Source organism: Rhodococcus sp. 15-2388-1-1a (genome assembly GCF_002259145.1).
Classification (GTDB): domain Bacteria; phylum Actinomycetota; class Actinomycetes; order Mycobacteriales; family Mycobacteriaceae; genus Rhodococcoides.
Map to the genome: position 1 here is coordinate 20,569 of NZ_NPFP01000031.1, position 21,373 is coordinate 41,941.

A 21,373-nucleotide genomic window follows, 5' to 3' on the forward strand; every position below is an offset into this window, starting at 1 on the left:
TCGGATTACATGGCATCACCGGTTCGCACACGCAGATTCGCCCGTATCGGCGCGATCCTTGCAGGTACAGCCCTTGCTGCATCCGCCGCATTCGGTTCGGCGCAGGCCGCTCCGCTGTGGCCGGGCGGGCCCGACATCTCCATTCCCGGCCTGCCGGGGTCCTCGGATCCGGCTGCACCCGCTCCGCAACAGCTCGTCCCGCAGCTCGCACCGGCGAACTTCGCCGATCCCAGCATCAGCCCGTCCGGCGGCGAGGTCGTCGGAGTTGCGCAGCCCATCGCCATCCGCTTCGACGAGGCGATCGGCGATCGTGATGCCGCACTGAGGGCCATCCGCGTCACCACGAACCCGTCCGTCGACGGCCACTTCTACTGGATCAACGACACCCAGGTCCGGTGGCTGCCGAACGAGTTCTACCCGGCGCACACCCAGGTGACCGTCGAGGCGGGCGGAGCGAAAGCCGAATTCTCCACCGGCGACTCGATCATCACCACGGCCGACGACAACACCAAGCAGATCACCGTCACCCGCAACGGTGAGGTCGTCAGGACCATGCCCACCTCGATGGGCAAGGTCGGACACGAAACCCCCAACGGCACGTACATCGTCGGGGAGCGGTTCCGCGACATGTACATGGACTCGTCCACCTACGGCGTCCCCGTGGACTCCGAGGAGGGCTACCGCACGTACGTCGAATACGCGACGCGCATCTCCTACAGCGGCATCTTCGTGCACGCGGCTCCGTGGTCGGAAGCACAGCAGGGCTACTCCAACGCCTCGCACGGCTGCCTCAACGTCAGCACCGAAGACGGCAAGTGGTTCTTCGAGAACGCTCAGAAGGGCGACCCCGTCATCGTCGTCAACACCGACGGCGGCACCCTCAGCGGATCCGACGGACTCGGAGACTGGAACCGCTAGAGCGGCTTCACATAGGTTGGTTTGCGCGACGGGAGACGTTGACGCTCAGTTCACCGTTCGTTAGCCGAGGCTGAGCACAGTCCTCGCGGTGAGTGCAACAACCGAACGAGTGCTGCCCAGGGCACGCGAGAAGCGTTTCTTCTCGCGGCCGTGGACCGATTACGCGCTCTTCCTGATTCTGGTGGGCCCCAACCTGGTTCTGCTGGGCGTGTTCACCTATCGGCCGCTGGTCGAAAACTTCCAGTTCTCGTTCTTCGACTGGAACCTGTCCTCGCCCACCTCCACGTTTGTCGGCTTCGACAACTACCGCGAGTGGGCCTCCCGCGAGGACACCTGGCAGATCGTCGGCAACACCGTCGTGTTCACGGTCGCCGCAGTGGTGGGCTCACTGGTTCTCGGCCTGGTGCTCGCGCTGCTGCTCGATCGAAAGCTCAGGGGCCGCAACTTCGTTCGCTCCGCCGTCTTCGCCCCGTACGTCATCTCCGGCGCGGCGATCGGCATCGCGTTCCAGTTCGTCTTCGACCCCAACTTCGGGCTGGTCCAGGACCTGATGCGACGCTTCGGTCTCGGCACGGTTCCGGACTTCTACCAGGACCCCACGTGGGCGATGGTCATGATCACCGTGACGTACCTGTGGAAGAACCTGGGCTACACCTTCGTCATCTACCTCGCGGCCCTGCAGGGCGTGCGTAAGGAGCTGATGGAGGCGGCCGAGATCGATCAGGCGAGTCGCTGGACCACCTTCCGTAAAGTGCTTCTGCCGCAACTACGTCCGACGACGTTCTTCCTGTCGATCACGGTGCTGCTCAATTCGCTCCAGGTCTTCGACATCATCAACGTCATGACGCGCGGCGGCCCGCTGGGCACCGGCACCACAACGATGGTCTACCAGGTCTACGAGGAGACGTTCCGCAACTTCCGGGCCGGCTACGGCGCCACCGTCGCGACGATCCTGTTCCTCGTGCTGTTGATCGTCACCCTCGTGCAGGTACGAATCATGGATCGGGACGATCAGCGATGACCTTGGTGAGCAAGCCCGATGCAGCAGTGCCGGAAAAGGTTTCGCGTGGTCGCGACCCGCAGCGCACCCGCCGAAGCGCGAACATCCTCGGCTACGCAGCCATGGTCGCCGTCCTGCTGATGATCGGGCTGCCACTGTTCTGGATCCTGATCACCTCGTTCAAGGATCGACCGGACATCTACGTGCAGCCGGTCACGTGGTGGCCCAGCGTGTTTCATCCGCAGAACTACGACGAGGCGACGACGGAGGTGCCGTTCTTCACCTATCTGCGCAACTCCATCATCATCACCACGGCCGTGTCGTCCATCAAGTTCGTTCTCGGGGTCCTCAGCGCCTACGGTCTGGTGTTCCTGCGCTTCCCTGGCAAGAACATCGTCTTTCTCGTCATCATCGCCGCGCTGATGGTGCCCAACCAGATCACCGTCATCTCCAACTACTCGCTCATCTCCGAGTTGGGCTGGCGGAATTCGTTCCAGGGCATCATCATTCCGCTGGCAGGCGTCGCCTTCGGTACCTTCCTGATGCGCAACCACTTCCTGTCGCTGCCGCCGGAGATCATCGAAGCCGCGCGTATGGACGGAGCCGGACCGGTACGGCTGATGTTCCGGGTGATCCTGCCGCTGTCGGGCCCGACCATGGTGGCCTTCGCCATCATCACGATCGTCACCGAATGGAACGAATACCTCTGGCCGTTCCTGATGTCCGACGACTCGTCGGTCGCACCGCTTCCGGTCGGGTTGACGCTGCTCCAGAACAGCGAGGGCTACACCAACTGGGGCGCGGTGATGGCCGCGACGGTGCTGACCATTCTGCCGATCCTTCTCGTCTTTCTCGTCCTGCAACGCCACATGATCAAGGGCCTCACCTCCGGTGCGGTCAAGGGCTGATTCACCTCACTATCAGGAGTCGAACACCATGGCACACATCATCAATCGGCGTGGCTTCCTCACGCTCACCGGCGCAGCTGCGGCTGCCGCAGCCCTCGCGGCGTGCAGCGGCCCCGGATCGGGCGGGTCGGGCGGCGAGGCTGTCGAAGGCGATGCGAACACCATCAACTTCTGGTCGAACCACCCGGGCAAGTCCCAGGAATTCGAGAAGGAACTGATCTCGCGCTTCCAGGCCGAGAACCCCGGCCTGACGGTCAATCTCATCGACGGCGGCAAGAACTACGAGGAGGTGTCGCAGAAGTTCAACGCGGCGCTCTCCGGCAACGACGTGCCCGACGTGGTCGTGCTCTCGGACGTCTGGTGGTTCAACTACGCGCTCACCGGGGCGATCGAGCCACTGGACAAGCACTTCTCCGCAGCAGGCGTCGACCAGTCCGATTACGTGGATTCGCTGCTGGCCGACTACAACTGGAACGGCAGCCACTGGGCATTGCCGTACGCGCGCTCGACGCCGCTGTTCTACTACAACAAGGCCGTCTGGCAGCAGGCCGGACTGCCCGATCGCGGACCGGCCACCTGGCAGGAATTCGACGAATGGGGCCCGCGCATCCAGGCCGTCGTCGGAGACGGCAAGCTCGCCCACGGCTGGGGTAATGCCGTCGACTACCTCGGATGGACGTTCGAGGGACCGATCTGGACGTTCGGCGGGTCGTACTCCGACCAGTTCGAGCTGAAGTTCGACGACCCCAATACCATTGCGGCAGGCAAGTTCCTGCAGGACATGATTCACACGAAGAAGTACGCAGCGGTGTCCAACGACATCGCCAACGACTTCGCCGCTGGCATCCTCGCGTCCACCATCGCCTCCACCGGCGACCTGTCCACCATCAAGGCCGGAGCCGCGTTCGAGTTCGGTACTGCCTTCCTGCCGGCTACCGACGGCACCCCCGGCTGCCCCACCGGTGGTGCCGGCCTCGCCATCCCGGCGAAGATCTCGGACGAGCGAAAGGTGAACGCACTCAAGTTCATCGACTTCGTCACCAACGGTGCCAACACCGCCTACTTCTCCCAGAACACCGGCTACATGCCGGTCCGCAAGTCCGCGCAGCAGGACCCGTCGGAGATTGCATTCCTCGAAGCGAACCCCAACGCGAAGACGGCCGTCGACCAACTGGCGCTGACTCGCTCGCAGGATTACGCCCGCGTGTTCGTTCCCGGCGGGGACAAGATCATCGGTAGTGGACTCGAGCAGATCGCGCTGCAGAATGCCGATGTCGCAACGACATTCGCGTCCATTTCGGATCAACTGCAGCAGATCATCGACCGCCAGATCACCCCGAAGCTGCCGAAGTAATGGCCGCCGTTCACTACGCCGGTGTCTCGCACCGGTACCCGGGTGCCGATTCGCTCGCTGTCGACAACCTCGAACTCGACATCGCGGACGGTGAATTCATCGTTCTCGTCGGACCTTCGGGCTGTGGGAAGTCGACGAGTCTGCGGATGCTCGCCGGTCTCGAGTCCGTCGAAAGCGGTCACATCGACATCGGCGGAGTGGACGTCACCTCGCTGGCACCGCGGGCCAGGGACGTCGCGATGGTGTTCCAGAACTACGCGCTGTACCCCAACATGACCGTCGGCGACAACATGGGCTTCGCGCTGCGCAATGCCGGAATGAGCAAGTCCGACACCGCAGCACGAGTACTCGACGCGGCGAAGATGCTCGAGCTCGAGCCGCTGCTCGGTCGTAAACCCGGCAAGCTCTCCGGCGGCCAGCGCCAGCGAGTGGCCATGGGGCGCGCCATCGTGCGTCAGCCCAAGGTGTTCTGCATGGACGAACCGCTGTCCAACCTCGACGCCAAGTTGCGGGTGTCGACCAGAGCCCAGATCGCCGGTCTACAGCGACGATTGGGCACCACCACGGTGTACGTCACCCACGATCAGGTCGAGGCCATGACCATGGGTGACCGCGTCGCGGTACTGCTCGACGGCAAATTGCAGCAGATCGCAGCTCCGCGGGAGTTGTACGGCAATCCCGTCAACACGTTCGTCGCGGGATTCATCGGATCACCCGGCATGAACCTCGTCGACGCCCCCGTGCGCGACGGTGCGGCCGTACTCGGCGAGTTGCGCATTCCCGTCCCGTCCGCGGCGGGCGAGCGCGTCGTTGTCGGCGTGCGACCGGAATCGTGGGACCTGGTGGGCGACGGCAGTGGCCTGCAACTGACCGTCGAGCTGATCGAGGAACTGGGCGCGGAATCGTTCGTCTACGCTTCCGCACCCAGTACGACCGGCGGGTGGACCACCACATCCGGACGAATCTCGGTCCGAGTCGATCGCAAGCTGTCGATCGCACTGGCCGAAACGATTCGACTGGTGCCCCGGCTCGACGAGCTGTTCTTCTTCGACTCCGTTACCGGCCTGCGGTTGTCGTAGCCGGCTCGCCGAGATCCACCGGGAGAGTGGCCCACCCGTGTAGGACTCGGGTGTTGCGACGGGTTCCCTCGCCTGCCGTCCGCAGGTGAGGGAACCGATCGAACAAGGTCTTGAGGCCCACTTCCGATTCGGCCTTGGCGAGTGCAGCACCGAGGCAGTAGTGACGCCCTCCCGAGAACGACAGGTGCTTACCGGCATTGGCGCGGGTCACGTCGAAGCGATTGGGGTCCTCGAACACCAGCGGATCCCGATTGGCGCCTGCCAGCACCAGCACGACGAGCTTGCCCTCGTGCACCGTCACCCCCTCGACCTCCACGTCGTGCTTGGCCATGCGGGCCGTGAGCTGCACGGGAGACTCCATCCGCAGCATCTCGTCGACTGCGGTGGGCCAGTGCGACGGATCCTGCTGCAGCACAGCCAGTTGATCGGGATGGTCGAGCAACAGTCGGATGCCGCTGCCGAGCAGATTGACCGTCGTCTCGAACCCTGCGGCCAACACCAAACCTGCGGTGGCCCTGAGCTCCTCGTCGTTGAGGCCGATGCCCTCGTCCTTCGCGGCGATCAGCTGGCTCATCAGATCGTCACCGGGATTGCGGCGTAGCTCCGCGATGTGCTCCGAGAGCCAGGCGTCGAACCCGATCAGCCCACGCTCGACCTGCTTGAACTGGGACCACGACAATCCGATGTCGAGGCTGGGTGCGGCCATCTCGCCGAACTCGAGGACTCGTTGATTCTCCTCCTCGGGAACGCCGAGGATGCGCCCGATGACCGCGACCGGCAATCGCGCGCAATAGCGATCGACGATGTCGACGACCGGAGAGCCGTCGGACAGCTCGTCGAGCAGAGCATCCGCCGTTTCCTGCACCTGATCGCGCATCTTCTTCACCGCGCGGGCAGTGAAGACCGAGGACACCAGCTTGCGGTACCTGGTGTGGTCAGGCGGTTCGACCGAGAGCAGTGAGGGCGGCAGGATCGGGTGCAGTGCGCCGGATCTGGTGTGCTCCTCGACCCACCGCATCGGACCGGGAAGGGTCGCACCGAGCTGAGTGACGCGGAAGTCGTCCGAGCGCAGCAGGTCGAACGCCACCCGGTGATGCACGGTGATGTTCGAGATCCGAGTCTTCACCAGCGGTGCGGTGGCGCGCAGCTTCTCGTAGACCGGCGTCGGATTGGCCCGCGTCGCCGGATCGGCCACCAGCATCGCCTGCGGATCGCCTGCGGCCGCTGCTCGTTTGGCCGCGAACCGAATGACCCCGTGAGCAGCAAGCCAGCGTACGTATTCCCTCATCCTTGAATTCCCTCCCCATTGCCCTACGCGGAACTACCAGATCCTGACGCGCTTCCCCGGGTCCAAGTACAGCGCATCTCCTGGCTGTACGTCGAAGGCTTCGTGAAAACTGTCGAGATTTCGTACGACGCCGTTGCAGCGGAACTCCGGCGGCGAGTGCGGATCGACGGCGAGTCGACGGATCGCCTCGGCATCGCGCGCCTTCGTACGCCACACCTGTGACCACCCGAAGAACACGCGCTGCAGCCCGCTCAGGCCGTCGAGCACCGGGGCTTCTTTGCCTTCGAGCGAGATCTCGTAGGCGGCGACCGCGATCGAGAGTCCACCGAGGTCACCGATGTTCTCGCCGATGGTGAACTCGCCGTTGACCTTGTGGCCGGGCAGTGCCTTGGGCTCGAACTCGTTGTACTGCTCGATCAGTGCCGTGGTGCGCTTGCCGAATTCGGTGCGGTCGCTGTCGGTCCACCAGTCGACCATGTTGCCGTCACCGTCGTACTTGGCACCCTGGTCGTCGAATCCGTGACCGATCTCGTGGCCGATGACGGCTCCGATACCGCCGTAGTTGGCCGCGTCGTCTGCCTCGGGGTCGAAGAACGGTGGCTGCAGAATGGCTGCGGGAAAGACGATCTCGTTCATGCCGGGGTTGTAGTAGGCGTTGACGGTCTGCGGCGTCATGAACCACTCGTCACGGTCTACCGGGCCGCCGAGCTTGTCGAGGTCGCGCTGGTAGTCCGCGGTGTAGCCGCGGCGGTAGTTGCCGAGCAGGTCGTCGGCGACGATCTCGACGCCCGAGTAGTCGCGCCACCGGTCGGGGTAGCCGATCTTGGGGGTGAACTTGCCCAGCTTGTCCAACGCCTTCTGCCGAGTCTCCGGGCTCATCCATTCGAGCTCGGAGATGTTACGGCGGTAGGCCTCGGTGAGATTGTCGACCAGCACCTGCATCCGCGCCTTGGAGTCGGCCGGGAAGTGGCGTTCGACGTAGAGCTTGCCGACGGCCTCGCCGAGCACGTCCTGCACCAGGGAGACGCCACGCTTCCAGCGCTCGCGGTTCTCTTCGGTGCCGGTCAGCGTCGTTCCGTAGAACGCGAAGTTCTCGTCGACGATCTCACTCGTCAGAAACGGTGCCCGTGAATGCACGACGCGCCAGGCCAGCCACGCCTTCCACGCTTCGATGTCCTCGGAATTCCACAGCGAGACGAACGTGCTCAGGAACGGAGGCTGCCGAACCACGATCTCGGCGAACTGCTCGGTGGTTGCGCCGAGCCCGGAAATCCATGCAGCCCAGTTGAATCCGGCGCCGCTCTTGACCAACGTGTCGTAGTCGACGAGGTTGTAGCTCTTCTCGGCGTCACGCCTGGCGACGACGTCCCAGTGGCCTGCGGCGATCTTCTGCTCGAGGTCGAAGACCGTCTGTGCGTCGTACTCGATGCCGCTGAGCGCGAACATCTTCGAGATGTGCTCGAGGTAGCTCGCGCGGATCTCGGCGTACTCGTCCTGGCGGTAGTACGACTCGTCGGGCAGGCCGATTCCGGACTGGCTGAAGTGCACGAGGTAGCGATCGGACTGCTTGGCGTCGGTGTCGACGTAGTGGCCGATGGCACCGCCGACGCCGGTGCGTTGCAGGGAGCCGAGAACGCCTGCGAGGGTGACGAGGTCGGTTGCGTCGGAGATGGCGGTGAGCTCGTCGGCGATCGGGGTGACGCCGAGTTGCTCCGCGCGATCGGCATCCATGAAGCTCGAGAACAGGTCGCCGATCTTCTGTGCGTCACTGCCCGCAGGCGGGTTCGCATCGGCCGACTCTTCGATGATGGTCTGGACGTCGACCTCGGCGCGGTCGTACAAGGTGCGGAATGCGCCGTCGACGGCGCGGTCGGCCGGGATGGCGTACTCCTCGAGCCATTTGCCGTTGACGTGCACGAACAGGTCGTCCTGCGCGCGTGTGTTCTCGTCCTGGTAGCCGAGATCGATGCCCGAGTTCACTACTGAAGTCATCCGTCCATCTTTACACTCTTGTGCTTGATTGAACGGGTGTTTAATGTGCTGTACATGCGTACAGCATCAGAGGATCTCACGACCAGGGCTCGAATCCGCGACACCGCGATCGGCGTTTTCGGATCCCAGGGTTTCACCGCAGGCGTGCGGTCCATCGCCACGGCGGCAGGTGTCTCGCCGGGGCTGCTCAATCACCACTTCGGGTCCAAGGACGGCCTGCGCACTGCGTGCGACGAGCACGTCCTGCGGGTGATCCGCGAGTCGAAGGCAGCATCGTCCGCCCCCGCCGGAATGATGGAACAGCTCGCCCGGATCGACGAGTACGCGCCGCTCGTCGCCTACATCGTGCGGAGCTTCGCCGCAGGCGGAACGTTGGCGCGAGAGTTGTTCGAGCACATGGTCGACGACGCCGTCCGCTACATCGAGGACGGCGTCCGCGACGGCCGGTTCACCCCCAGTCGAGACCCCGCGGCCCGGGCCCGGTTCCTGACGCGACAGAACGTCGGCGGACTGCTGTTGTACGTGCAGATGGCCGGCCCCGACGTCGATTTCCGCGAGGCCCTGAGCGCGCTCGGTGACGAGATCACCCTTCCTGCGCTCGAGCTCTACACCGACGGATTGTTCACCGACTCCCAGGCTTTGCACACCTATCTGGAGGCCACGTCATGACCGAGGCGATCTCCGTGAACGGGCTGGTGAAGACGTTCGGGTCGGTCCGGGCGCTCGACGGACTGGACCTGCACGTACCGACCGGTGAGGTGCACGGGTTCCTCGGCCCCAACGGGGCCGGTAAATCCACGACGATTCGGGTGCTGCTCGGTCTCGTCCGCGCGACGTCGGGACAGGTGCGCTTGCTCGGCGGCGACCCGTGGGCCGATCCTGTGGCGCTGCATCGACGCCTGGCCTACGTCCCGGGTGACGTGACTCTGTGGCCGTCGCTGACCGGCGGTGAAGTGATCGATCTGCTCGGCCGGATGCGCGGCGGAATCGACACCGCCCGCCGCGCGGAATTGCTCGAGCGGTTCTCCCTCGACCCCGGCAAGCGCACTCGGACCTACTCCAAGGGCAATCGGCAGAAGGTTGCGCTGATCTCGGCTCTGGCCTCCGACGTCGAGTTGCTGATCCTCGACGAACCCACCTCGGGACTCGATCCGCTGATGGAGCAGCACTTCGGCGACTGCGTGAAAGATGCTGCCCGACGCGGAGTCACGGTGCTGTTGTCGTCGCACATCCTGTCCGAGGTGGATGCGCTGTGCAGTTCGGTGACCATCGTCAGAGAGGGGCGGACGGTCGACACCGGGACGCTGGCCTCGATGCGCCACCTGTCTCGCACGACGGTCACCGCCGATCTCGAACGCATGCCCGACGGTCTCGCCGCACTCGAGGGGGTGTCCGAAGTCCGAGTCGCGGGATCCTCCGTCACCTGCACGGTGGAGAACGACGCCCTTGCGGCGACGATGCACGTACTGGCCGACGCCGGGGTCCGCAGCCTGGTCAGTTCCGCTCCGACGCTCGAGGAACTGTTCCTGAGGTACTACGCATGAATGCCCTGACCGGGACGGGCGCGTTGCTGCGGTTGTATCTGCGCCGCGATCGTCTGGTGGCATCGGTGTGGATCGTTCTGCTCGGGGCGCTGCCGCTGCTGTATGCGGTCAGCTTCGAGGGTCTGTATCCGACGGCGGCTGATCGCCAGGCCTTCTACCTCGGCACCCTGTCGACGCCCGCGCAGGCCGCGCTCGTCGGCCCCATCTTCGGCAGCGATCTGGGGGCTCTGGTGTCGTGGCGCTCGGGTGCGGTACTGGCGCTGGTTCCGCTGGCGGCGATCCTCACCGTGGTCCGGCACACCCGAGGTGAGGAGGATGCGGGTCGGACCGAGCTGATCGGCTCGACGGCGGTGGGGCGCTACGCCGGGTTGGCCGCGGCGATCGCGTTGGCGGGCATCGGGGTGGCGGCGACGGGCGCATTGTCGGCGATCTCGCTGGCGGCGTTCGGCCTCCCGGTGGCCGGGAGCCTCGCGTACGGGGCGTCGGTCGCGGTGGTCGGCCTCGTCTTCGTCGGCTGTGGGGCGGTGGCGGCACAGGTGGCGTCGGGGGCGCGGGCGGCCCGCGGTTACGCCCTCGGTGTGCTGGCCGTGGCGTTCGCCGCGAGGGCGATCGGCGACGCAGGCTCGGGCACCCTGTCGTGGTTCTCGCCGATCGGTTGGTCGGCGCAGGTTCGACCGTTCGCCGAGGAGAGGTGGTGGCCGATGCTGATATCACTGGCCACCGCGGGGGTGCTTCTCACCGCCGCGTTCGCCGCCGCCGAGCGTCGCGATCTCGGTGGTGGACTGGTGGCCGAACGCCGCGGCCGCAACGAGGCCGCACCGTCACTGGCCGGGCCGGTTGCGCTCGCCTGGCGGCTCACTCGTGGGGCGACTCTCGGCTGGACCGTCGGCATCGCCTTGTTGGGCATCACCATCGGTTCGTCTGCGCACGGCATCGGTGGGCAACTCGGCAGCAGCAACGCCATCACGGATGCGCTGGAGGAGTTCGGTGGCAGCACCATCGAACAATCGTTCATCGCCGCTGTACTGAGCATCGTCGGTGTGGTGGTTGCGGCCTACTCGGTCTCGGCCCTACTGCGGCTGCACAGCGAGGAAGAGGCGGGCCTCGCCGAGATCGTGCTGGCCACCGGTGTCTCGCGCCTGCGGTGGCTGGCAGGTCATCTACTCTTCGCAGTCCTCGGCCCGGCGTGGCTGCTTCTGGTCGTGGGCGTCACCATCGGCCTGACGTACGGGTCGGCCACCGGCGATATTGCAGGAGAACTGCCATCGGTCCTGCTCGGCGCATTGGGTCAGTTGCCTGCCGTGTGGGTGGTGACGGCCATCGGCGTGGCCCTGTTCGGCGCTGTCCCTCGATTCGCGACCGTCCTGTGGGCCGTTCTCGGCGGCTTCGTCGCCCTCGGCCAGGTCGGGTCGGTGGTGGGCCTGCCGCAGCCGTGGCTCGACCTCTCGCCCTTCACTCACGTTCCGCGGTTGCCGGGAGCAGCATTCGCGCTCGCGCCCATCGGCTGGCTCGTCGTGGTCGCCATCGTCGTCGGTATGGGAGGTTTCACAGCGTTCCGACGAAGAGGCATCCGAGGGTGACGGCGGTCGGATAGCATCGGCGGTGGCCGATTTGTCCGGCCCGGTCCGACTTGGTGGCGTCCTGTCGGTTCCGTGATCTCTGAGCCGAACGCGCATGGAGGTTACGTGCAATCGACATTCCTGCGCACGTGGTGGAACCAGCCGCACAGCTACGAGTCGGTGGTGAGCTACCTCGAGCTGCACGGTGCGCTCGCACCGTATCGCCTCGCTGCTTCTCTGAGCACGTTCTTGTACGGACTCGGCGCAGCCGCGTTGCTGTTCCTCACCGATGCCCCGCCGACCTCTGCGATCGGTAGGACGGTCTTCGTCGTTGCGATCGTGTCGACGCTGCTGGTCGGTGTCGCCTGGCTGAAGGCTCCGTGGCCGTCGAAGCGGGTGTCCCTGATGTTCGCCGCGTACTCGGACATCGGGGTAACGCTGATTCTGTTGTCCTACGGATCGCCTCAGACCGTCTTCCTGGCCCTCGCGATGCTCGCAGCCAACAGCGTCTACGTCCAGCTCTTCCACAGCCCGAAAGTCATGGCACTGCATCTACTGTGGGCCGGAGCGGCCGTGACACTGTTCTTCGTGCTGATCCTGTCGTCGCCCGACGCCGATCAGGGTCTGGCCATCGCCCAACTCGTCGTGCTCGTGCCCATCACGTTCATGGGCCCGACGTTCTTTCAGTACCTGCTCCTCAAACTGCAGGTCCAAGCGCAGGCGGCCAACTTCGATCCGCTCACTCAGGTACGCAACCGACGAGGGCTCGACGAGGCACTGCCGGTGTATTTCCTCGGTGCGACCGATGTGTCGGTGATGGTCGTCGACGTGGACCGATTCAAGTCGATCAACGACAGATTCGGTCACCACCAGGGGGACGCGGCCCTGCAGCTGATCGCACGTCGGCTGACGACGGACGGTGTGCTGGTCGCGCGGGTGGGCGGTGAGGAGTTCGCGGTGGTGACCAAATCGGCCGAGAACGAGGCCCTCGCACTGGCCGAGACGTATCGGTGTGCCGCGCATTCCGCGGAGGACCCCGCACCGCTGACGGTGAGCATAGGCGTCGCACATTGCACGTACCCGATTGCCGAGGACATCGGCTTCGACATCGTCGAACTCACCACGCTGCTGCTGCGACGAGCCGACGCGGCGATGTACGAAGCCAAGCAGCAGGGTGGCAATCAGGTGATCGTGGCGGGTTCGACGCCCCGAGGCGACCGGACTCCGTCAGGCACCGAGACGTAAGTGTCTCGGCCGCGACTCAGTTCGGTGTCGAGTCGTCGTACTGGTTCTCGACGTTCTGCTGGAACTCGTCGGCACATTGCTGTTGCGCTGCAGTATCGCTGCCTGCGTTGCTGATGCAGTCGGTGAAGTCTTGTCCACCGACTGCGTTGAACAAGCCGACGCCGACGACGACGAGGACGATCGACAGTGCTGCGGCCACGAAACCGAGAATGATCGCGACGAGTGACACGGTGCCGTTGGTGGCGGTCCGTTTCTTGTACCTGGACCGTCCGACGAAGCCGAGAACGATGGCGATCAGGCCGAGAAGGATTCCGCCCACGATGGTCCAGGAGAACAACACGCCCAGAATCGCCAGGACCAGAGCCACCGTGCCGACGGTGTTCTTCGGCGCTGTCGGCTGTTGTTGATACCCGCCCTGCTGGGGGTACTCACCGGGTGAAGGATAGTTTCCGGGAGGGGGATAGTTTCCGGGCGGCGGATTCTGATTCGACACGTTGAGTACCTCCGAAATCGGCGATCGTGAACGCTGGGAGTGTATGCGGGTGTCTCCTGTGCGCACAGGACCCGCGTGCTCCCGTGATCAACTTGTCATCGAACGTATAGGTCAACCACCGAGACGTGAATGCATCTCCCAGATCAGCACCTCGGCCGGCTCGGTAGCGGTGATGCGTTGTCCGCCAGTCGAACTCATGCGGACTGCGTCGCCCTCCCAGAGATCGCCCACAGCTTCGAGCGTGACGGTGCCGCGCGCGACGAACAGGTGCACGAACGGGGCGTCGGGCACCGTCACCGAGGTTCCGGGCAACAACCTTGCCGCGTGCAGCGCAGCCGACTTCTGGGAAATCCCGATCGCAGCCTGACCTCGATGCTTGTCCATCCCCGACGCGACGGTGACCAGCCCTCCACGCAGCAATTCGTCGCCGATCTCGAGCTGTTCGTATCCGGGAGTGGCACCGGGACTGTCCGGAAGCACCCACATCTGCACGAAGCGAACGGGCTCGGTGTGCTTGTTGCCGTCGATGCTCCAGGAATCGTTCTTCTCGGAGTGCAGGATGCCCTTGCCCGCCGTCATCCGTTGCGCGAGGCCGGGATGGATGATTCCGGAGTGTCCGATGGAATCCTGATGCACCAGTGAACCCTGCATCACCCAGGTGACGATCTCCGTGTCGCGATGCGGATGTGTCTCGAAACCTTGACCGGCAGTGACGATGTCGTCGTTGTTGACCAGCAACAGTCCGTGATGGGTGTTGTCGGGGTCGTAGTGCTGGCCGAAGGAGAACGAATGTTTCGAGTCCAGCCAGGACACACGGGTTTTCGATCGATCACCGGCGCGGTGTACGTCGATGTGGGCGGTCAGTGGAGCGGACATGTGACCACTCTACGAGCATGTCTGTGCACCGGCGTACGACCTGCATAACGTTCGGGTGTCTTTGCAGTCGGTGTGTGGGCGTCGCCGGGAGTGGGTAGGTTTCGCTGCGTACGGTCACAAGCTCCGCAAACTCCGAAGAAGGCGGCGAGACATTCTCATGGTCGGTTCCAGCTCGAGTGTGGCACGCACGGTCGAACCCCAGCTCGAGGATGCTCTGGCGACGTGGTTGCCAGGTCAACGGTGGTTCGGCGCAAAGGGTTCGACGGTCAGTGCGGTGCGGATCGTCGCGCGCGACGTGCTCCGGGACGAGCCACATTTCGCGGCCGAGCATCTGCTGGTGGAGGTGCAGCTGACGCAGGACGGCGCGGCCGTCACGCAGACCTACCAGGTGCCCCTCGGGTTCCGGACCGAACTGACCGACGACCTCCGGCCGTGGGCACTGCCCGTGGCGGGCGACGTGGCCGTGTTCGACGGTTTGCGCGACCCCGAGATCATCGGCCTGTACGGAGATGCTCTGGCCACCGGAAAGGCCACGGGCAGCATCGAATTCAAGATCGTCGACGGTTCGAGTGTGCCGAGCGGTCTACGCGGTCGGGTTCTGGGGGCGGAGCAGTCCAACACCTCGGTGATTCTCGGTGATCTACTGTTGCTCAAGCTGTTTCGTCAGGTGCCGCCGGGGATCAGCCCCGATGTGGAACTGCATCGCGCGCTGGCGGAGGCGGGGAGCGTCAACGTCGCGCCGCTTCGTGGCTGGCTCGAAGCCGAAGTCGGCGGTGAACCCACGACCCTCGGCATGGCTCAGGATTTCGCCGCGAACTCCGCCGAGGGCTGGACCGCGGCACTGGCCAGCGTGCAAGAGGTCTTCGATTCCCCGCAGACGCCGATCGAAGACCTGCCCGCCGATTTCGCCCCGGACGCACATCGAATCGGAGCGGCCGTGGCGCAGGTACACCACGACCTGGCGGCGGTGCTGGGTACCGCCGAACGGTCGGTGGAATCGACCGCCGTCGAGGAGATCCTCGCCCGCATCTCGGGAGTGGCACGGGTGGTGCCGGAGATCGCGCAGTACATCCCGGCGGCGACCGCTCTGATCTCGCGAGCGGAGGCGTCGAACAGCACCACGGTGCAGCGCATCCACGGTGACCTGCATCTGGGTCAGGTGCTGGGCACTCCGGAACGGTGGTTGCTCATCGATTTCGAGGGTGAGCCGGCAAAGACCTTGGCCGAGCGCAGGCAGATGGACAGCGCTCTGCGTGACGTGGCCGGAATGTTGCGCTCGTTCGACTATGCGGCCAACCACCTGCTGGTCGATCTGCCCGAGGACCGGACGGCGCGAGAGCGGGCCGAGAAGTGGGCGGCCCGCAGCATTGCGGCTTTCTTCGACGGATACGCCTCGGTGGCCGGGCACGATCCCCGCGAGGAGGCCGACCTGTTGCGCGCATACGAGTTGGACAAGGCCGTGTACGAAGTTCTGTACGAGGCTCGCAACCGGCCTACCTGGCTGTCGTTGCCGATGCGCGCTGTGGCGCGCCTGGTGAGCTGAGCGGTGAGCTGGGGGTGCACGTCGACCGGACTGTCTACGACAAGTACCGTATTGCCTGACACGGGAGGCAGGACATGAACGGTATCTTGGCAATTTTCGGCATCGCGGTGGTCGTCATCACCATCGTCGTAGTGGTCGTGCTCGTCGCGGTGTTGTTCGTCGCATCGATCAAGCCCGACAGTCTCAACATCGACCTGGACCGCAAGAAGCGCGCTCGGGAAGAAAGTTCCACCAAGGCCTGAGACTTCCGTCACGTCCGAGACCGATTCGTTCGCGGGCGGAGTTGTATCGAGTCGAAGCGCCGACCGACGCTTCCGGTTCTACAACTGGAGTCCTCGTGAGCACTTCCCTGAAAGTCCCGGCTTCGTCCGGGTCGGCGGGCTGTGCGCCTCGCATCAGGTCGCGGATGCTCGGGGAGTCGGTGCTCGCTCAGTTCACACGCTTCGTGATCGTCGGGGTGTCGAGTAACGGTGTGTACGCCCTGTTGTTCGTCGCCCTCGCTTCTCTCGGATCGTTCACTGCCAACCTTGCAGGTGTGGCCGCAAGTACCGTCCTTGCCAACGAGCTGCACCGCCGTCACACCTTTCATGCGGCCGGTCGTGTGGGCTGGTTCCAGACGCAGTGGGAAGCCGGGGGACTCGCCCTGATCGGGCTGGGTCTGAGTACCGCCTCACTGGCCGCAGTGCACATCCTGTTCCCGGCAGCGCCGACATACGTCCAGGTTCTGGTCGTCATCGCTGTGGGCGGCATCTTCGGAGCCGCCCGGTTCCTCGCTCTCCGTGGCTGGGTCTTCCGTCCGGCGACGCTCGCGTCCTCGGGTTCCACTCTCGCTGCTCGCTGAGCTGTGACGTCGCACCATTCCGTACGGACGCCGATTGCTACCTCTAACAGAATCCGGGCAAGGCTCCACACGTCACGCACGTATCGCCCTAGGCTTGCGAGCTGACGTCAACGCGAGGAGGCATCTCGATGGCCAGGGATCTGACACAGCTCGAGCTTCTGCAAGAGTTGGTGCCCACTGCCGAGGACAATGTGAACCGTCACATTTCGATGGCGCGGGAGTGGCACCCTCACGACTACGTTCCGTGGGACGAAGGTCGCAACTTCGCCGCACTCGGCGGCCAGGACTACGACCCGGAGCAGTCCAAGCTCTCCGACGTCGCACAGGCCGCGATGATCACCAACCTGCTCACCGAGGACAACCTGCCGTCCTACCACCGTGAGATCGCCGAGAACTTCTCCCAGGACGGTGCCTGGGGAACCTGGGTCGGTCGCTGGACCGCCGAGGAGAACCGGCACGGCATCGTCATGCGCGACTACCTCGTCGTCACCCGCGGCGTCGATCCCGTCGCTCTCGAAGAGGCCCGGATGATCCACATGACCAACGGGTACGTCTCGCCCGCCGGTGCGGGGGTCGGTCTGCTGCACTCGGTCGCGTACGTGACCTTCCAGGAACTCGCGACGCGCGTCTCGCACCGCAACACCGGCAAGGTCTGCGACGATCCGATCGCCGACCGCATGCTCCAGCGCATCGCCGCCGACGAGAACCTGCACATGATCTTCTACCGCAACATCACCGGCGCGGCGATGGACATCGCACCCGACCAGACGTTGCAGGCTGTCTCGGACATCGTGATGAACTTCGTCATGCCGGGCGCGGGGATGCCGAACTTCCGCCGCAACGGTGTGCTGATGGCCAAGCACGGCATCTACGACCTGCGTCAGCACCTCGAGGACGTCGTCTGGCCGGTATTGCGCAAGTGGAGCGTGTTCGAGCGCAACGACTTCACCGCACGCGGTGAGAACAAGCGCGAAGAACTCGCCGCGTTCCTCGAAGACCTCGAGCGGCAGGCCACCAAGTTCGAGGAGATGCGCGACCGCTCCCTCGCCCGCGAACGTGCGAAGGCCGAGTCGCGCGCGTCCTGACGTGACCGATGTGAGCGGAACTTCGTAGCCTGCTCCGAAGTGTGGCTGGTCGTTCCTGCAGGCTCCACTCCTCACCGCTCACATAGGGTGTGGTGTGAACGAATTCTGGGACCGCATTTCCGCGGTGAGTCCTGATCCACCGGTGTGGATCGTCCAAGCCGCTGCCCTGGCTGCACTCGTCATCGTCGTGTTGCCGCAGACGTGGCGGATCGCACGCAACGTCGTGACCATCGCGCACGAGGGCGCGCATCTGTTCGTCGCGCTGATCACCGGCCGACAGCTGATGGGGCTGCGACTGCACTCCGATACCTCCGGCGTCGCCATCTCCAAGGGCAAGCCCACCGGCCTCGGCGTCATCGCGATGACGTTCGCCGGCTACGTCGGGCCGTCGCTTCTCGGCCTCGGTGCCGCTCTGGTGCTGGGCACACAGCGAGCGTCGGCGGTGTTGTGGATCGGCATCATCTCGATTGCGTTGATGCTGTTGATGATTCGCAACATCTACGGACTGCTGTCCCTCGTCACCGTTGGTGGACTGTTGTTCGTGGTGTCCTGGTGGGGCACCGGAGAGCAACAGGTCGCCGCGGCGTACTTCATCACGTTCTTCCTGCTGATCGCCGGTCCGCGCCCCGTTCTCGAACTACAGAAATCCCGCAGCGCAGGACGGGCTCGGGACTCCGACGCCGATCAACTGGCCCGGCTGACCTTCCTTCCCGGCATCGTCTGGGTCGGCCTGTTCCTGCTCGTGACCGTCGGCTCATTGGCGTTGGGGGCGTGGAGAATTCTCGTTCCGGTGCAGTGACGGCGGGCGGCCTGGGCACCTCGACTGTCCGGTCATGGATTTTCCGTCAACATCCCGACCAGTCGCGCTACGCGGTCTGCGCGGGTCTGCTCTCGCGCAGCGTTGTCGATGGGCATCAACAACTGACGACGCTCGCTCGGCCGCTTCCGCTCCCACACGGATGTGCAGTGCGCCGTCTCCATTGCCTCCGCGACATCCTGCGGGACAGGTACCAGATCGGGGTCGGCCGGTTCGAATTCACACGACACCAGATCACCGGGGTGGACGCCCAATCGGCGCTGAAGGCCTGCACCGATGTAGACGAACGACCCGGGCATCACATTCGAATCTGCTTTGTTGAGACCGAGATTGAGACTCAGCCCGTCGATCGAACCGTCGATCCGGCGAGTCGGCCACCGCTCCGCTGCCTCGACCAATCGAGTCGGAACACGGATGATCGTGTACGTGTTCTTGCCCCACGTCATCGGCTCGAGCACTCCGTCGAATCGAATGCTGTCACTCACGATTGCCTCGCACCGTCGATACACCGCTGAAGGAAATGTCGCCTGAGACTGCAGCATATCGAGTGATCTCCGCGGAAAGGAGACCCGTATCGAACCCCCTCGCCGATCGAGACCCATTAGGTTCGAGTCGTGAACCTCACCGCGGTATGGACCGCGTACATGGCGACGCTTCGTGAACGTGCGCCCATCACTGCTGCGTCGATTCGGCCGCCGCGGACCGCGGGCGAGCGAGAGTCTGCGGAACGTGCGACAACGCCGTGGACCGAGGAACTGCGCGAGTTCTACGGACTGCACGACGGGCAGCACGTTCCGCAGGGTGAGGACTACGGCCCAATCGGTTCGGTGTTGCCGGACGCGAATCTTCTCTCGCTCGACGAGGTTGTCCGTCAGCACAGGAACAATCTCGCGAACCGGCACCGCATCGATTACTTGGGCGATGATTGGCCGGCCGTCGTCCGCGCTCAGGATGCAGGTGAGACGGCCGAAATGTTTCTCCCCGCCTATGTCCCGTTCGCCGAGGGCCTCTTCGGACTGACCTACACCGACACACGCCCGGGTCGACGGCGCGGCTGCATACGGATGTTCTCGGCCCAGGCGGCGGACGGGGGCGCACCGTGGTTCGACTCCCTGACCGAATACATCGCAGCGGTCCACCGCAGCGTCGAGGCCGGATCAGCGCTCGACGATCTGACTCCCACGTTCGCGGACGGTGTGCTCGAGTGGCGTGACCCCGAGTTTTCCGACGGATCGATGGCACATGCGGCGACGCTCCCCGTCATCCGAATGCCATTCGCACTCATCGACTTTCGTCCGTCGCAACTGTCGGATGACGACGACCTGATCGATCTCGACCATGTCCGTCGTACCGTCATCGAGACCGCTCGGAGGCTGCATCCGCAGGCCGTGGTCGAGGACGCCCGAGCGGTGTATCGGCAGGTGCCGCGTCTGCGCGGTGCCAACATGAATTGGTGGGTGTCGATGGACGGCGCGGAGGTCATCTTCACCGCGATCGTCACCGGAGAGGACCACGACGTCATCGTCCTGGAGCTTCCACCCGGGGGATGCGTGTTCGAAGCCGACGAGTGAGACGAGCGCTGTACTGGTGCCGACGAACGAAGGGGTACGCATGGCCGTCATGGACGACGCACCGAGAGTGCATGCCGAGACACGAGCCCAGTGGCGGACATGGCTGATCGCACATCACGGAACTGCGGAATCCGCGTGGCTGGTGTCGTGGAAGAAGGCCACCGGGAGACCGGCGATCAGCTACGACGACGCAGTGTCGGAAGCACTCGCCGTGGGGTGGGTCGACAGCCGACCGCGCAAGCTCGACGACGAGCGCACCATGTTGTATTTCTCGCCCCGGAAACCCGCGAGTGCATGGTCCCGTCCGAACAAGATCCGCATCGAGGCCCTTCGTGAAGCGGGCCTGATGCTTCCGGCGGGGGAGCGCGCCGTCGAGGCTGCCGTCGCCAATGGAGCATGGACCGTACTCGACGAGGTCGAGGAGCTGATCGTTCCCGACGACCTTGCGGCTGCATTCGCCGAGTACGTTGATGCGGAGGACAATTGGAACCAGTTTCCGCCGTCCGCGCGTCGAGGGATTCTGGAGTGGATCGTGACCGCCAAGCGGCCCGAGACCCGAGCCGCTCGTGTGCACGAGACTGCTCGGCTCGCATCGATCGGCGAGCGCGCAGCTCGATGGCAACCCAAGCGCGACGGACGATAGCAGCCGGGGTCGACGACTGTCACGAGCGAAGCGATCCTCGAAAGAGTATGTCCAGCAATTGGCGTCGCGCCTCGGTCGGCGATACCTGTTCCTCCAGCACGTGACGTGTCATCGAAGTGATCCCCGCGATGACAAGACCGGCCAGCATCTCGACGTCCACATCGGCCCGAAGACGTCCTTGCCTGCTCAGAACCGTCAGCAGCCCGTGTACGTCTGCGCGGAACCGTTCGATGTGCCTGGCGACGGACTGCGGCGGCGACCCCAGTGCGGCCGTCGTGAGCAGGGCCCTCGTCGGAGATTCGACGAAATAGATCAACTGCAGGTCGATGTAGTCACCCAGCACCGTCATCGGATCCGACCCTGCACCCTGGTCCAGTATGTCCTGAAGCTGCGCCTCGACGCGCACCACTTCCTGCTCGACCCAGGCCTCCAGAATCCGAGACACGTCGGGAAAGTAGCTGTACAGCGTCGGCCGCGACACCTTCGCGCGCGCGGCTACCGCGGACATCGTCATGCGGCCGGTCCCCTGCTCGTCGGCCAACTGGATCGCCGCGAGCATGATCCGTTCGCGCGCGGACAGCTCTTCGTTCGTCGTCACAGCGTCCTCCTGCCCGGTC

22 protein-coding genes are annotated in these 21,373 nt (G+C 64.7%); 16 read left to right on the top strand and 6 right to left on the bottom strand.

Features of this window, described 5'->3' with window-relative positions:
• The first annotated feature begins 9 nt into the window (after positions 1 to 9).
• The 5 genes from CH302_RS17555 to CH302_RS17575 all read left to right on the top strand — a co-directional run bounded on the left by CH302_RS17555 (position 10) and on the right by CH302_RS17575 (position 5,259).
• A complete protein-coding gene (locus tag CH302_RS17555; RefSeq protein ID WP_037196145.1) occupies positions 10 to 918 on the top strand; it encodes a L,D-transpeptidase in 909 nt (302 codons plus the stop codon).
• An 88-nt stretch (positions 919 to 1,006) separates the two neighbouring features.
• Complete coding sequence (locus CH302_RS17560; protein WP_170945798.1) at positions 1,007 to 1,939, top strand: carbohydrate ABC transporter permease; 933 nt, start codon at positions 1,007 to 1,009, stop codon at positions 1,937 to 1,939.
• Positions 1,936 to 2,826: a carbohydrate ABC transporter permease gene (locus CH302_RS17565; RefSeq protein ID WP_037196144.1), complete on the top strand. Its 891-nt coding sequence runs from the start codon at positions 1,936 to 1,938 to the stop codon at positions 2,824 to 2,826. The genes CH302_RS17560 and CH302_RS17565 overlap by 4 nt, the downstream gene beginning before the upstream one ends.
• 28 nt (positions 2,827 to 2,854) lie before the next feature.
• Positions 2,855 to 4,180: an ABC transporter substrate-binding protein gene (locus tag CH302_RS17570; RefSeq protein ID WP_037196143.1), complete on the top strand. Its 1,326-nt coding sequence runs from the start codon at positions 2,855 to 2,857 to the stop codon at positions 4,178 to 4,180.
• Entirely contained in the window at positions 4,180 to 5,259 is a 1,080-nt protein-coding gene (locus tag CH302_RS17575) for an ABC transporter ATP-binding protein (protein WP_094649995.1), read from the top strand. The genes CH302_RS17570 and CH302_RS17575 overlap by 1 nt, the downstream gene beginning before the upstream one ends.
• Here CH302_RS17575 and CH302_RS17580 read toward each other — a convergent pair.
• Together CH302_RS17580 and CH302_RS17585 are read right to left on the bottom strand one after the other, a co-directional pair.
• On the bottom strand, positions 5,237 to 6,547 hold the full coding sequence (locus CH302_RS17580) for a cytochrome P450 (protein ID WP_037196141.1): 1,311 nt from the start codon (positions 6,545 to 6,547) through the stop codon (positions 5,237 to 5,239). The two genes, CH302_RS17575 and CH302_RS17580, sit on opposite strands and share 23 nt — an antisense overlap.
• A 33-nt stretch (positions 6,548 to 6,580) precedes the next feature.
• Entirely contained in the window at positions 6,581 to 8,539 is a 1,959-nt protein-coding gene (locus CH302_RS17585) for a M13 family metallopeptidase (RefSeq protein ID WP_037196140.1), read from the bottom strand.
• Positions 8,540 to 8,593: 54 nt separating this feature from the next.
• Here CH302_RS17585 and CH302_RS17590 point away from each other — a divergent pair, with 54 nt between their 5' ends.
• The 4 genes from CH302_RS17590 to CH302_RS17605 all read left to right on the top strand — a co-directional run bounded on the left by CH302_RS17590 (position 8,594) and on the right by CH302_RS17605 (position 12,887).
• Positions 8,594 to 9,208 (top strand): TetR/AcrR family transcriptional regulator, encoded by a 615-nt coding sequence (locus tag CH302_RS17590; RefSeq protein WP_037196273.1) that lies wholly within the window; start codon positions 8,594 to 8,596, stop codon positions 9,206 to 9,208.
• Positions 9,205 to 10,083 (top strand): ABC transporter ATP-binding protein, encoded by an 879-nt coding sequence (locus CH302_RS17595; RefSeq protein ID WP_037196139.1) that lies wholly within the window; start codon positions 9,205 to 9,207, stop codon positions 10,081 to 10,083. Before CH302_RS17590 ends, CH302_RS17595 begins: the two co-directional genes overlap by 4 nt.
• A complete protein-coding gene (locus tag CH302_RS17600) occupies positions 10,080 to 11,663 on the top strand; it encodes an ABC transporter permease (RefSeq protein ID WP_230596529.1) in 1,584 nt (527 codons plus the stop codon). The genes CH302_RS17595 and CH302_RS17600 overlap by 4 nt, the downstream gene beginning before the upstream one ends.
• Positions 11,664 to 11,768: 105 nt before the next feature.
• A complete protein-coding gene (locus tag CH302_RS17605) occupies positions 11,769 to 12,887 on the top strand; it encodes a GGDEF domain-containing protein (protein ID WP_052048129.1) in 1,119 nt (372 codons plus the stop codon).
• 16 nt (positions 12,888 to 12,903) lie between these two features.
• On the opposite strand, the gene CH302_RS17610 is transcribed toward CH302_RS17605, so the two are convergent.
• Together CH302_RS17610 and CH302_RS17615 are read right to left on the bottom strand one after the other, a co-directional pair.
• On the bottom strand, positions 12,904 to 13,380 hold the full coding sequence (locus tag CH302_RS17610; RefSeq protein ID WP_230596528.1) for a DUF4190 domain-containing protein: 477 nt from the start codon (positions 13,378 to 13,380) through the stop codon (positions 12,904 to 12,906).
• 111 nt (positions 13,381 to 13,491) lie between these two features.
• Entirely contained in the window at positions 13,492 to 14,256 is a 765-nt protein-coding gene (locus tag CH302_RS17615; protein ID WP_037196137.1) for a pirin family protein, read from the bottom strand.
• A 157-nt stretch (positions 14,257 to 14,413) separates the two neighbouring features.
• Here CH302_RS17615 and CH302_RS17620 point away from each other — a divergent pair, with 157 nt between their 5' ends.
• The 5 genes from CH302_RS17620 (at position 14,414) to CH302_RS17635 (ending at position 18,524) form a co-directional block, all read left to right on the top strand.
• Complete coding sequence (locus CH302_RS17620; RefSeq protein WP_052048128.1) at positions 14,414 to 15,799, top strand: maltokinase N-terminal cap-like domain-containing protein; 1,386 nt, start codon at positions 14,414 to 14,416, stop codon at positions 15,797 to 15,799.
• Positions 15,800 to 15,873: 74 nt separating this feature from the next.
• Positions 15,874 to 16,041 (top strand): hypothetical protein, encoded by a 168-nt coding sequence (locus CH302_RS30160; protein WP_170945796.1) that lies wholly within the window; start codon positions 15,874 to 15,876, stop codon positions 16,039 to 16,041.
• Between the two features lie 164 nt (positions 16,042 to 16,205).
• Complete coding sequence (locus CH302_RS17625; RefSeq protein ID WP_371828466.1) at positions 16,206 to 16,640, top strand: GtrA family protein; 435 nt, start codon at positions 16,206 to 16,208, stop codon at positions 16,638 to 16,640.
• 128 nt (positions 16,641 to 16,768) lie between these two features.
• A complete protein-coding gene (locus CH302_RS17630) occupies positions 16,769 to 17,725 on the top strand; it encodes an acyl-ACP desaturase (RefSeq protein ID WP_037196136.1) in 957 nt (318 codons plus the stop codon).
• A gap of 94 nt (positions 17,726 to 17,819) precedes the next feature.
• Entirely contained in the window at positions 17,820 to 18,524 is a 705-nt protein-coding gene (locus CH302_RS17635; RefSeq protein WP_037196134.1) for a M50 family metallopeptidase, read from the top strand.
• 32 nt (positions 18,525 to 18,556) lie between these two features.
• Here the strand turns inward: CH302_RS17635 and CH302_RS17640 are convergent, their stop codons facing one another.
• On the bottom strand, positions 18,557 to 19,027 hold the full coding sequence (locus tag CH302_RS17640; protein ID WP_176460727.1) for a YdeI/OmpD-associated family protein: 471 nt from the start codon (positions 19,025 to 19,027) through the stop codon (positions 18,557 to 18,559).
• A gap of 129 nt (positions 19,028 to 19,156) precedes the next feature.
• Here CH302_RS17640 and CH302_RS17645 point away from each other — a divergent pair, with 129 nt between their 5' ends.
• Complete coding sequence (locus CH302_RS17645) at positions 19,157 to 20,113, top strand: hypothetical protein (RefSeq protein ID WP_037196115.1); 957 nt, start codon at positions 19,157 to 19,159, stop codon at positions 20,111 to 20,113.
• A 40-nt stretch (positions 20,114 to 20,153) separates the two neighbouring features.
• Positions 20,154 to 20,756, top strand: a complete 603-nt coding sequence (locus CH302_RS17650; RefSeq protein ID WP_037196259.1) for a YdeI/OmpD-associated family protein — start codon at positions 20,154 to 20,156, stop codon at positions 20,754 to 20,756.
• 19 nt (positions 20,757 to 20,775) lie between these two features.
• On the opposite strand, the gene CH302_RS17655 is transcribed toward CH302_RS17650, so the two are convergent.
• Positions 20,776 to 21,354, bottom strand: a complete 579-nt coding sequence (locus CH302_RS17655; RefSeq protein ID WP_052048126.1) for a TetR/AcrR family transcriptional regulator — start codon at positions 21,352 to 21,354, stop codon at positions 20,776 to 20,778.
• Between the last annotated feature and the right edge of the window lie 19 nt (positions 21,355 to 21,373).

What these genes read in the sequence shown, in the direction of transcription:
- CH302_RS17620 (WP_052048128.1), top strand. Translation starts at nt 14,414, where the DNA reads ATGGTCGGTTCCAGCTCGAGTGTGGCACGCACGGTCGAACCCCAGCTC.
- CH302_RS17590 (WP_037196273.1), top strand. Translation starts at nt 8,594, where the DNA reads ATGCGTACAGCATCAGAGGATCTCACGACCAGGGCTCGAATCCGCGAC.
- CH302_RS17580 (WP_037196141.1), bottom strand. Translation starts at nt 6,547, where the DNA reads ATGAGGGAATACGTACGCTGGCTTGCTGCTCACGGGGTCATTCGGTTC.
- CH302_RS17570 (WP_037196143.1), top strand. Translation starts at nt 2,855, where the DNA reads ATGGCACACATCATCAATCGGCGTGGCTTCCTCACGCTCACCGGCGCA.
- CH302_RS17625 (WP_371828466.1), top strand. Translation starts at nt 16,206, where the DNA reads ATGCTCGGGGAGTCGGTGCTCGCTCAGTTCACACGCTTCGTGATCGTC.
- CH302_RS17600 (WP_230596529.1), top strand. Translation starts at nt 10,080, where the DNA reads ATGAATGCCCTGACCGGGACGGGCGCGTTGCTGCGGTTGTATCTGCGC.
- CH302_RS30160 (WP_170945796.1), top strand. Translation starts at nt 15,874, where the DNA reads ATGAACGGTATCTTGGCAATTTTCGGCATCGCGGTGGTCGTCATCACC.
- CH302_RS17595 (WP_037196139.1), top strand. Translation starts at nt 9,205, where the DNA reads ATGACCGAGGCGATCTCCGTGAACGGGCTGGTGAAGACGTTCGGGTCG.
- CH302_RS17575 (WP_094649995.1), top strand. Translation starts at nt 4,180, where the DNA reads ATGGCCGCCGTTCACTACGCCGGTGTCTCGCACCGGTACCCGGGTGCC.
- CH302_RS17565 (WP_037196144.1), top strand. Translation starts at nt 1,936, where the DNA reads ATGACCTTGGTGAGCAAGCCCGATGCAGCAGTGCCGGAAAAGGTTTCG.
- CH302_RS17555 (WP_037196145.1), top strand. Translation starts at nt 10, where the DNA reads ATGGCATCACCGGTTCGCACACGCAGATTCGCCCGTATCGGCGCGATC.
- CH302_RS17650 (WP_037196259.1), top strand. Translation starts at nt 20,154, where the DNA reads ATGGCCGTCATGGACGACGCACCGAGAGTGCATGCCGAGACACGAGCC.
- CH302_RS17585 (WP_037196140.1), bottom strand. Translation starts at nt 8,539, where the DNA reads ATGACTTCAGTAGTGAACTCGGGCATCGATCTCGGCTACCAGGACGAG.
- CH302_RS17630 (WP_037196136.1), top strand. Translation starts at nt 16,769, where the DNA reads ATGGCCAGGGATCTGACACAGCTCGAGCTTCTGCAAGAGTTGGTGCCC.
- CH302_RS17615 (WP_037196137.1), bottom strand. Translation starts at nt 14,256, where the DNA reads ATGTCCGCTCCACTGACCGCCCACATCGACGTACACCGCGCCGGTGAT.